General features: G+C 39.9%; 8 protein-coding genes and 1 tRNA gene. 2 read left to right on the forward strand and 7 right to left on the reverse strand.

What is annotated here, in order from left to right; all coding sequences use genetic code 11:
• Positions 1-3: 3 nt before the first annotated feature.
• Positions 4-1,338, reverse strand: a complete 1,335-nt coding sequence (locus tag DZC72_RS06090) for an MATE family efflux transporter (protein ID WP_125221965.1) — start codon at positions 1,336-1,338, stop codon at positions 4-6.
• Between the two features lie 6 nt (positions 1,339-1,344).
• Positions 1,345-1,845 carry a GNAT family N-acetyltransferase gene (locus DZC72_RS06095; protein WP_125222621.1) on the reverse strand — a complete coding sequence of 167 codons (501 nt, stop codon included), beginning with the start codon at positions 1,843-1,845 and terminating at the stop codon, positions 1,345-1,347.
• A gap of 51 nt (positions 1,846-1,896) precedes the next feature.
• Between DZC72_RS06095 and DZC72_RS06100 the strand changes: the two genes are divergently transcribed.
• Both DZC72_RS06100 and DZC72_RS06105 read left to right on the forward strand, forming a co-directional pair.
• The gene (locus DZC72_RS06100; protein ID WP_125221966.1) at positions 1,897-2,694 is read left to right on the forward strand and encodes a universal stress protein; all 798 of its coding nucleotides are present in this window, start codon (positions 1,897-1,899) and stop codon (positions 2,692-2,694) included.
• 51 nt (positions 2,695-2,745) lie between these two features.
• Positions 2,746-2,822 (forward strand) — tRNA-Ala (locus DZC72_RS06105).
• A 338-nt stretch (positions 2,823-3,160) separates the two neighbouring features.
• On the opposite strand, the gene DZC72_RS06110 is transcribed toward DZC72_RS06105, so the two are convergent.
• The 5 genes from DZC72_RS06110 to DZC72_RS17945 form a co-directional block, all read right to left on the reverse strand.
• Positions 3,161-5,128 (reverse strand): heavy metal translocating P-type ATPase, encoded by a 1,968-nt coding sequence (locus DZC72_RS06110; protein WP_125221967.1) that lies wholly within the window; start codon positions 5,126-5,128, stop codon positions 3,161-3,163.
• A gap of 43 nt (positions 5,129-5,171) precedes the next feature.
• Positions 5,172-5,603, reverse strand: coding sequence for a Fur family transcriptional regulator (locus tag DZC72_RS06115; RefSeq protein ID WP_394340618.1), 432 nt, complete (start codon positions 5,601-5,603; stop codon positions 5,172-5,174).
• A gap of 4 nt (positions 5,604-5,607) precedes the next feature.
• Entirely contained in the window at positions 5,608-7,785 is a 2,178-nt protein-coding gene (locus DZC72_RS06120; protein WP_125221968.1) for a TonB-dependent receptor, read from the reverse strand.
• 1,744 nt (positions 7,786-9,529) lie between these two features.
• A complete protein-coding gene (locus tag DZC72_RS17940) occupies positions 9,530-9,979 on the reverse strand; it encodes a site-specific integrase (protein WP_243641658.1) in 450 nt (149 codons plus the stop codon).
• Positions 9,980-9,991: 12 nt separating this feature from the next.
• Positions 9,992-10,672, reverse strand: a complete 681-nt coding sequence (locus DZC72_RS17945; RefSeq protein ID WP_243641659.1) for a phage integrase SAM-like domain and Arm DNA-binding domain-containing protein — start codon at positions 10,670-10,672, stop codon at positions 9,992-9,994.
• Positions 10,673-10,708 lie beyond the last annotated feature (36 nt).

The following is a 10,708-nucleotide window of genomic DNA, read 5'->3' on the forward strand; positions in this document are numbered from 1 at the left end:
AAATTAATGGTTTTGTAACAGGGGTCGAAACTTTCTTCGGAATTTAAGGACCAAGGCTCCACCCCGTATCAACATCCACAGCGTAAACGCTACCCAAATGCCCATAAGACCCCATTCTAGAAACCTTCCCAAGAAAAGCATCGGTATAAATCCTAAAAACGTAGCGATTAGCAATGTGTTTCGCAGGTATTTCATTTCGCCAAGACCCTTAAAGACTCCGTCCAGTACAAAGGCTACGGTATTAATGGGCAGTCCAAGAATGATGATATAAAATACGCCATAGAAAGCGTTCAAAACCAGCTCCTCGTTGGAGAAGAGTCGGCCTATCGGTTTATAAAACAGAAAGGATACCGTTATAAGGACCAAGCTCACATAGATTCCATATTTCACAATTTTCTTTGCCAAAAGCCATAAGTCGGCATAGTTCTTTTCACCCAAAAGCCTTCCCCCCATAATGTTTCCAGCGGCTCCATAGCCATCGATAAAAAATGCCGAAAAAAGCCAAAGATTAATGGCAATGGTATGTGCGCCGATAAATTTATCGCCCAAGGCGGTCGCCTCCCGTACCGCCAAAATAAGTGCAGTGTTCAATGCCAAGGCCCTTACAAAAAGGTTGAGGCTCATAACCACCAAGCGTCCCAATTCTGGATGTATTGGAAATTTTAGTACGAGACTTATTTCGGTCTTTTTCCAAAGAAGCCATAGGGCCATTATGGCCATAACGGTTTGTGCTATGAGGCTCGCCCATGCCGCTCCGTCTAAATACATGGGGGCAATAATTCCTTCTACCCCGTATACCAAAAGAAAATCCAGCCCAACATTTAGGACGGCTCCCGTAATTGCAATGACCATGGGCCAATAGGTATTCTGCAGTCCTCTAAAAATTCCCATCACGGCAAATGTGAAAAGGGTAAGGGGAAAGCCCCAAACCCTAATGGAGTAGTAGCTGATACAATATTCTAGTATTTTTCCGGAGGCGTTCAAAAGCTCAAAAATCTCTCGGATTACGAATACGGTGGACAATAAAATGATGAGGCTTAAAGCAATATTCAAATAGATGGCCTGTGCGGGCAAGGTCTTTACCTCCTCGAGTTTTCCCGCTCCCAGGTATTGGGAAATGATGGCGGAAATGGCGCTTCTAGTTTGCCCCAAAACCCAAATAAGCATGGATAAAAAGGACCCTACGATTCCGGCCGCTGCAAGTGATTCCAGTCCGTCTACGGGAATATTGCCCACGATGGCCGTATCGGTTATTGAAAGTAAAGGTTCCGCAATTCCGGCAACGGTGGCAGGTATGGCCAAACTATTGATTCGTTTTAAGGTGACGGTAGATTTCAAAATGGTTTATACTACAAGTTCATAACAATGAAAGGGGTAGCTGCTCTGATTTGGAAAGTAAATATCCTCCAATTTTTTATAGCCTCTTGCCTCATAAAATCTTTGGTTTCTTTTATTTTGACTAAAGGTATCCAACCTGATCGATATAAAATTGTTTTGTCTTGCAAAGTCCTCGGCAAAATCCATGAGTTGTAGGGCATAACCCTTTCCCTGATGCTCTGGATGTACCGCCAATCTATGAACGTACAGGTTTTTGGAATTTGGCGATAACCAGGCGACGTGCCGGTACTCCTCATCCATAAGGCTGGAAATGACAATGCATCCAATGATTTCATCTTCCTTTTTTAATACGTATAATTCCTTTCTTTTTATATCTGTCAGGAATTTTTCTTCGGAAGGATATTCCGTTGTCCATTGAAAAATATTTTTGGATTCCATGTGCAGTCGACAGGCGTTTGTCATGGAAAGAATATCGGGAATTTCAGATATCTTTGCTGGCTGAATCATCATTCAAAATATTAAAATTGTAAATTTAGAGGAATAAACAACAAAACAACCATGAAGAATATCCTTGTTCCCATAGGCACATCCCCTGACGCCAGCGAAACCTTACAATATGCCGTAGACTTTGCCACTGATTTTGGAGCGGAGGTCTATGTGATGGAAGTGTTTAATGTGACCTCAAAGGCCGGCACCTTGGCCAATGTATCTGAAATTGTTGCGGAGAGCGGTAAGGAGCGACTGAAAGGGGTCATTGCCCAGATAGATACCAAACAAATAGATTTAAAAATAGCCTCGTTTAAAGGAGATTTGGTAGACGGGCTTTTGGAAATTGATAATGAACTGGGCATAGATTTAATTATTCTAGCTCCTAGAAGTAACGATATTCAGGAGGAGGTTTATCTTGGACCTACTTCCGGAAAAATCATTAAACAAACCAATATCCCAACTTTGGTAGTCCCAAAAGGCACAAAATACAAGCCTTTTGAAAGTATTTTGGTGGCTTTCAGGTCTGGTATACTAAAGCGTAAGAGAATATTGAATTCCCTGATCACTATTTCTGAAAAGCATAGGTCGAAAGTCAATTTGTTATTAGTAAAGACACCGGGCTATACTGATGACGACCTCAAAATCAATACTGCTCTGATGGATATTAGTTCCCACTTGACTATAACCGAAAACGCAACTACATACTTGGGAGTTCTGGAGCATTTTCAGTCCAAACATCCCGATTTGCTCTGTGTTTTTAGAAGAAAGCGTGGCTTTTTTAAGAAATTATGGGAAAAAAGCACCATTTTAAAATCGGAATTTTCCGTACCCATTCCAGTATTGATCTTGAGTACCAAGAAAGATTAAGATGTATTTTGATACGTTGCGAAAAAGTATTTCCTTTGCGACGCCTAAAAAGGGGGATTAGCTCAGTTGGCTAGAGCGCTTGCCTGGCAGGCAAGAGGTCACCGGTTCGAATCCGGTATTCTCCACCAGTAAACATAAGGCTTCAAGAGTTTTTGACTTTTGAAGCTTTTTTCATTTGCACGCAAAACCGTTTTTAAATTAAGCTCGGTATTTTTTGATTCAAATTGGTCTATTTTAACACTTCTTCACCGTTTAAAGATATATTTTGGAAAAGGTATTGCCATTGAAAGGGTGCTTTAACTTCAATATTAGATTAAGGAATCTGAGTCCCATAAAATGTCAATTGACGAAACAACTAAAAAAGACCAAGAATGGGACTTTTAAACTAATAGCAATTGGCCCATTTGAAACTGTCTCATTATAAAGCCGTTTTATGGGAATGGATTGTATATAAACACATTCGGATTTACTTCCACTTCATCCGTTGAAGCCTTACGGCGTTTAAGACAGCTAAAAGGGCAACGCCTACATCGGCGAAAACGGCTTCCCACATGGTGGCCAAACCACCTGCACCTAGTATAAGAACGATTGCTTTCACACCAAAAGCCAAACCGATATTTTGCCAAACTATTCGGCGGGTCGAACGCCCGATGTTTACCGCTGTTGCTATTTTGCTAGGGTGGTCTGTCTGAATGATGACATCCGCGGTCTCGATGGCCACATCGCTTCCCAAACCACCCATGGCTATACCCACATCACTTGCGGCGAGTACGGGCGCATCGTTGATGCCGTCGCCCATAAAGACCACCCTCGTATTGGGTTGTTTTTTGAGTTCTTCAACTTCATTGAGTTTATCTTCCGGTAGAAGACCGCCTTTGGCCCAATCGATATTCAATTCTTGGGAAACTTTTTGGGTAATGGAATCCTTGTCACCTGAAAGCATAATTATTTTGGAAATTCCTGCGTCTCGAATTTGTCTTATAGCTTGGTGCGCGTCTTCTTTTAGCTCATCGGCGATGGTCACGTATCCCGCAAACTTTCCATTGATGGCCACCATAACTATGGATTCGACTATGGTATCGGTTTCTAAGGGAACCTCGATTCCGTTGGAAGTCATCAATATTTTATTTCCGACCAATACCTGCTTTCCATTTACCGTACCATTCAATCCCTTTCCTGCAACTTCCGAAACCTCGGTCGCTTGAAAATCCGCACCATCGGCTTTGTATTCAAGAATGGCCTTGGCTATGGGATGGGTGGATTGCTCTTCCATTGCCATCACGTACTGCATAAATTCTTTTCCGCCGAAAGTGGATTTATTTACTACTTCCTTGATTTTAAAAACCCCTTTGGTAACAGTCCCGGTTTTATCCATTACCAGGGTATCTACCTTGGTCATGGTATCCAAAAAGGATGCGCCCTTAAACAGAATACCGTTGCGAGATGCCGCACCCAACCCACCGAAATATCCTAAGGGAATGGAAATCACTAGCGCACAGGGACACGAAATCACCAGAAATATCAAGGCCTTATAAAGCCAGTCCCGAAAGATATAATTGTCGATAAAAAAATAGGGTAAGAAGGTTAGACCAATAGCCAGGAATACGACGATTGGGGTATAGATCCGGGCAAATTTCCGAATAAACAATTCGGTCTTTGACTTTCGTGCGGTTGCGTTCTGTACCATATCTAAGATATGGGCAATGGAACTGTCCTTGAATTCTTTGGTCGTCCGTACTTCAATTACCCCATCGAGGTTAATGCTACCTGCGAATACTTTTTCGGTCCTTACTTTGGTATCAGGTGTGCTTTCACCGGTAATGGCAGCGGTATTCAGCGATGCTTTTTCGGAAAGCAAAATACCGTCAAGCGGTATCTTTTCCCCCACGCGTACATGAATCCTTTCATCAATTGCAACGGTTTCAGGGGCGACGGAAACCAGTTTGTTGTCACGAATTACCGTTGCTTCTTTGGGCCTTGCATCCAGAAGAGCCTTGATATTTCCCTTGGCCCTCTTGACCGCGGCACTCTGAAATAGTTCTCCAACAGAATAAAAGAGCATAACGGCAACTCCTTCAGGATATTCGCCAATGGCAAAAGCGCCTATAGTGGCTATGGACATCAATAAAAATTCGGTAAAAAAATTACCTTCAAGGATACTGTTCCAGCCCAATTTTAAAACTGGAAATCCGACAGGTAGGTAAGCGACTACATACCATATAATCCTGGTCCAACCTTCAAAAATTGCATAGTTTCCGAAATTATCAAGGACCAAACCTGTGACCAAAACCAAAAAACTAAAAATAGCGGGTATATAGCTTCGAAAATTTGATTTGGTCTTCGAGCTTCCATGATGATGTACATCCTCATAGCCATGTTCGCCTCCATGTTTGTCAGTACCTATATCACGCAAGTTTATTTTTTTCTTTTTCATGACCACAATATCATAATTCAACCAATGCAATGGAAGTGCATACTTATAGACTACACTTCTTACATATACCTGTTACCACCAGGTTTATGTTCTCCGCAAAATATCCTTGGGGCAAATTGATATGTGGTAACTTATGGTTTGTCAGACATACGGTTTGGTTACAATTGCTGCAATGGAAGTGCAAATGTAAGTCTCGAGCTATATCGCAATTACATCCTTTTTCACAAAGTGCATATTTTTGAATTCCCGTGCCGTCGTCTATTTGGTGAGCTATCCCTTTTTCCTCGAAAGTTTTTATAGTTCTGTATATGGTAGTCCTATCCACTTTTGCGAAAGCGCTCTCTATATCGGTCAGGGCGACCGCCGTGTCCTTCTGTAGCATAAATTTGGAAATCAGTATTCGCATAGCGGTGGGGCGAACCCCACCTTCAAGAAGCCTTGTTTCCATATCCTCCATAACTTGTTTCCCTTTCATAGTGCTATAATTTTACCTTGAAGCCTCCATTGATAACAAAACCGTCTACAGGAGCATAGATATCCAAGAACTGGGGATTTCCAATGTTGCCGGTAAAAATTGTCCCGAATCTTGTCTGTCGGGTATCCAAGAAGTTCTCAAAGTTTAGAAAAATAGAAAAATTTTCGCCTAGTTTCTTTTCACTCATAAGTCCCATGATCCAGTACGAATCTCCAATTTCCCCATTGCTCAATTTTTGTGGACTATAATAATATGCCTCTAGACCAACCCATAGGTTTTCTTCTTTTTCGTACATCAAAACATTGTTCAAGCGATGTTTTGCTACCAAGGGAAAATCTGAAACTATCCCATTTATATTTTGTATTACGTTGGCATGGGTATATCCGGTAAACAGTTTAAAATCAACATATTTGACCTTAAGGTTGACCTCCACACCTCGGGTGTCCACATAACCGTTGGGCTGGTCAAAACTGTAAATTCCATTCCCGTCAGCAACCAAAAGCAATGGGTCGTCAATTTTAGTATAAAAGAGCAGGGTATTGATTGACATGGTCATACCTGCTAGTGGAACCCACTTGTAATTGATATCAAAATTTCCTCCCGAGGAGCGTTCCAAATCGGACTCGCTCGTATTTACAGGCAACACATTTCTGAACTGCAACCGTTCAGCATCTTCAATGAAAACCGTGGGGGTCTTGTATCCCATACCGCCACCAAGCCTAAAGGTCAATGAATTGGCCGGTTCATAGAGAACGGATATCCGAGGCAATGCCAAGGCACCATAATCGGAATGAAAATCGAACCTTAGACCGGTCTCTACGGATAGCTTGTCGTCTATGGGCCATACGTTTTGTGCAAACAACCCATAAATCTGATATGATTGATCCAAGGCCAAACTTTGATCTTCTCTGGTATCATTGAAATATTCCGTCCAAAGATTGCCCCCAAAGACCCATTCCAAGCCCTCCTCTGAATCCGTGGAAAAATTAAGTTCACTGAACGAGGATCTCTGATATCCCGAAAAAGTGAAATCTGGAATTTGAATAGTTCGGTCGTAAAAATTGAAACTGTTCTTTACTTCGTACCGGTTTCTTTCATCAATGGAGTGGTTCAAGCTAAATTGAGTAGAAAATCGCTCCGTTTCATTGGATTCAAAGTATGGGTCTACCACACTTTTCCCTTTTATAAAATCCAGATTTCCACCTAGACGGTTTTCCCAGATGGCATTAAGACCAAGCATCATTTCCGTATTTGTACCGAGATATGCATAAATTTTCGGATTTAATGTAAAACGATCGAACTCTGGTATGGCGGTTAAGCCAATACCGGATGGATCGTATGGAGTACCAAGGTTATAAGAAGCAAAAATCGTTGTTCCTACCTTATTGAATTTTTCAGAATAGAACCCGCTTAAGTCTAAACCTAAAGCGGAAGTCCCATTGGCCATAAAACTAAGTTCCGCTTCCTCACTTGGGGTCTTGGATATAAGGTTTACCAATCCGGCTATGGCGCCACCACCATATAATGTGGAACTGGAACCTTTTATGACTTCGACTTGCTTTAGGTCTAATGGGGCAATCTGCATTAAACTCAATCCGCTGGCGAATCCCGAGTAAAGGGGAAGCCCATCCCTTAGAAGCTGGGTATATTTACCGTCAAGACCTTGAATGCGTATACTGGAATTGTAACTTGTTGCCGAAGTCTGCTGGGTCCTGATACCTGTACTTTCATTCAGCAACATTCGAATGTCCCCTGGTTTCATGTTTCCCTTTTCGGAAAGTTCCTCTCCGGCAATTACTTCAACGCGAGTGGGTATATCATCGATTGTACGGGTACTTCTGGTGGATACCAATGTAATCTCCTCCATTTCCTCCGTTTGAGGTATCAGGTATATCGTCTTACCCTGAATATTCGAAGTGAGTGGAAAGGATAGATTTAGTTCTTTTTTGGAATAACCTATGTAACTCAATCTAAGTATATAATTGCCATCAGGAATTTCTTCCATATATATCTTACCGTTATAGTCGGATATAGTGCCTTTTTCAATCGATTTAATTTGAGCAGTGACCCCCAATAAAGGTTCTCTCGTCAGGGAGTCCATAACCGTAAGTTCAAGTTTGTTCTGTGCAAACGTTGATACCATCCCGAAAAGGGTTAGTACCAAAAATAATCGTGGATTCATTTTTTGGATTTTTTTGAAATATGTAAAAGGATTTTGGTCGGGGGTTCGACCATTTAGTTTTAGTTATATTTCAAAATATCTCGGAGGCTTAAGGGCTATGAAAAGTTCTTCCTTGGGCTGAAATCGAAGATAAGGAACAAAACCCTTTTTCAGCTTATGTTCAATAGGAACCAAAATCATCTCATGGAAAGTTAAGGTAAAACCCACGCAACGGCCACAATTATAGAATGGGGAGCAGGGCCCTTTACTTTCATGGGGTTCTTCGTTTTGGGAACTTCCCCCACTGTTATCCTCTATCGTTATTATTTCCTCACATGAGTCTTCATCCTGGCAACATGGGTATGTAGACAGGAAAATTGTAAACAAGGACAAAATGACGGCAAGCATTTTCATGCTTCAAAAGTAAAGAATATCGATAAGAAAATTATGCTACCGGAAATATCAAAATGAACGGTATCAAAAGAACTAACTTTTACAGACGTGTTCTTGTGGGTAATTTATATAGATCTTTAGATGTCTAATTTCCAAATTCCTTTACTCTTACCCACTTCTGGGTTTCATGAAACGAACCATTTTAGGGACCACTTTTTCTAAGTCGCATAAAAATCCTAAAACTATTCTTTGGGTTACTATTGAAGAAAAAACAGTTTTATTTTATTTCAGGCAGATATTTTGATGAAAAGATGACGGAATACGTCGAATTAAATGTTTATGGTAGCTGAAGCGGTCATCAAACTGTCATTATTTTGTCATCAGAAAAAATAATGATGACGGAACAGCCTTTGAAATATTATAAAATGATGCCGTGATGACAAATCGATGATGTTTAAAGTCCAATGATTATGGGCTGTTCCCGACATTGTCATCATATCATCAAAAATTTAGTTAAACTGTCTGGCTAATGAAAGAAAAAAATAATTGTTCTATGGTTCTGAAGGTTTAAGGGTTCACCGTCCAACAGTATTGACCGGTTCATTCAGGCAGCCTTTAATGATTGCATTAGACACCAGTTTTGTAAAGCAATTTTTTCCTGAATTTTCTCAGTGAAATTTTATAAAAAAATGGAATTGCACCTACCTATTTACCTAAGAATGAACTAGGCCAGCGGCACTAGCAGATGGAACTGGGTAACTTCTATAATACTAATCCTACTTAAAGGTTACCTTTCCTTCCTAAATGGTAATATAGGTTACTCGAATTTAAGAACTGACCTAAGCTATAGGCCCTTTCATTATTAAGTTAGGTAAGAAGGTAGGTGAAATAGGAAATAAAAAGCTGGTGAAGAAAAAAATTTAAAATTTCAGATTTTCAAAATCCGTCTTGGAAAATGGATGAGTCAGAAACTGACCAGGAACTTATCTAGATCAGCAATAAAGATGATGCTATTTTTTTCTTTCATCAGCAGTCTTTAAAGAATATAAAAGTTTTGGAATTTAGCAGGGAGACATAAAAGTACCCCTTGAAAATTTCACCATTTAAGACTAAAAGTAATAGTGGCAATTTGTCGCCAAAAATGGATTTGATCAGGAAGCGCGAGATGTGTTTTTGTGGCCACAAAAACAAACTCGCTTTACTCCCGATGGTCGCAAAGTCAGAAAATAGAAGAAAAGTGTTTCAAATCAAAAGTAGGGTGCGCCCTATTTCGATTTTACCTTACGCTTATTGCCGGAACACTATAAAATCGAAACAGGATCCAGGCGCAGTTAAATTATGGTAAGATTTGGGGGTTATCTAAAATCCAATTTTACAATTCAACCAATTTCTTGTTGTAACCATCTAATATCTCACTAGGCAAAGACTTAAGATATATTTGAGTAGTTGATAAGCGATTATGCCCTGGCATGGCTGAAATTGCTTGCAGAGGCACATCCTGCAACATGGCCTGCGTCGCAAAACTATGACGAGACACATAGGAGGTCAACCGCTGTTCAATATTACATTGATTGGCAATCTCTTTCAATCCTTTATTATATCTTTTATGAGCCCATAATACATCCTTATGGTGAAGTTCAACCGTTTCTCTCTTAACTACTGGGAATATAAAATCTGATTTGTGTTTGTTTTTGAGGTAAAATGAAAGTATCTCCTTTAATTGGGGTGTTATATTAATATCATAGGGTTTGTATGTCTTTTTTCTTTGGAACTTAATACGGTTGTCAATGATATTTTGAACTTTTAAAAAAGCTAAATCCATTAAAGAAATACCCTAGAGCATATAAGATGCTAAGAAGAAGTTTCTGTAATGGAACAAGCTATCCGTTTCTTCCAGTTTCAATAGCAATATAGATTTGATGCTCCCGATATCAAGTGCTCTTTTTTCTGTTGGAGTTGTTTTAATTGTATAATGACTAAAGGGGTAAGCATCCCTTGAAACAACATCAGATTTAACAGCCTTATTAAAGATAGCCTTTATTGTTCTCATGTATGCTGAAAGACCGTTTATGGAATTACCTCTTGAAAAGTGCCAACTTTCAAACCTTTTAAGAAAGTCGTAATTAACTTCATTGAATTTGTTATCAGTCCCACCGGTAAATTTTTCCAATACTTTAATTACGGCATAATACGTATTTGCGTTGCCGAATTGCTCCGCAGTTCGTAGTTCTTTCACAATACCCTTGCTATATTCGAAAAATGAATCAAAAGAGGTAGTTTGCACGATTTTACTTTTGAGTTGTAGAATGGATAAAAAATTGAGCTCGTCCTTTTCATTTACTTCATTAATTATGTCAACCGCTCTAGTCTTTTCCTTCAAAAGCTGATTATTCAATATACTAACTGATGAAGTGCCTTTGAAAGCTTTTTTTACCTTTTCATTTTTATTATCCCAAAATTCTTTATGAACAGACTGACCTAAACTTACTGATGTGGTTTTGTGAAAATGAATCAATCGTAAAATTATAGGCAAGGAGGCGTCTTTTTCTTC

Source organism: Maribacter algicola, assembly GCF_003933245.1.
GTDB lineage: Bacteria > Bacteroidota > Bacteroidia > Flavobacteriales > Flavobacteriaceae > Maribacter > Maribacter algicola.

Coding starts and splice junctions, on each gene's coding strand:
- DZC72_RS06095 (WP_125222621.1), bottom strand. CDS start 1,845: ATGATTCAGCCAGCAAAGATATCTGAAATTCCCGATATTCTTTCCATG.
- DZC72_RS06100 (WP_125221966.1), top strand. CDS start 1,897: ATGAAGAATATCCTTGTTCCCATAGGCACATCCCCTGACGCCAGCGAA.
- DZC72_RS06110 (WP_125221967.1), bottom strand. CDS start 5,128: ATGAAAAAGAAAAAAATAAACTTGCGTGATATAGGTACTGACAAACAT.
- DZC72_RS06115 (WP_394340618.1), bottom strand. CDS start 5,603: ATGAAAGGGAAACAAGTTATGGAGGATATGGAAACAAGGCTTCTTGAA.
- DZC72_RS06120 (WP_125221968.1), bottom strand. CDS start 7,785: ATGAATCCACGATTATTTTTGGTACTAACCCTTTTCGGGATGGTATCA.
- DZC72_RS17940 (WP_243641658.1), bottom strand. CDS start 9,979: ATGGATTTAGCTTTTTTAAAAGTTCAAAATATCATTGACAACCGTATT.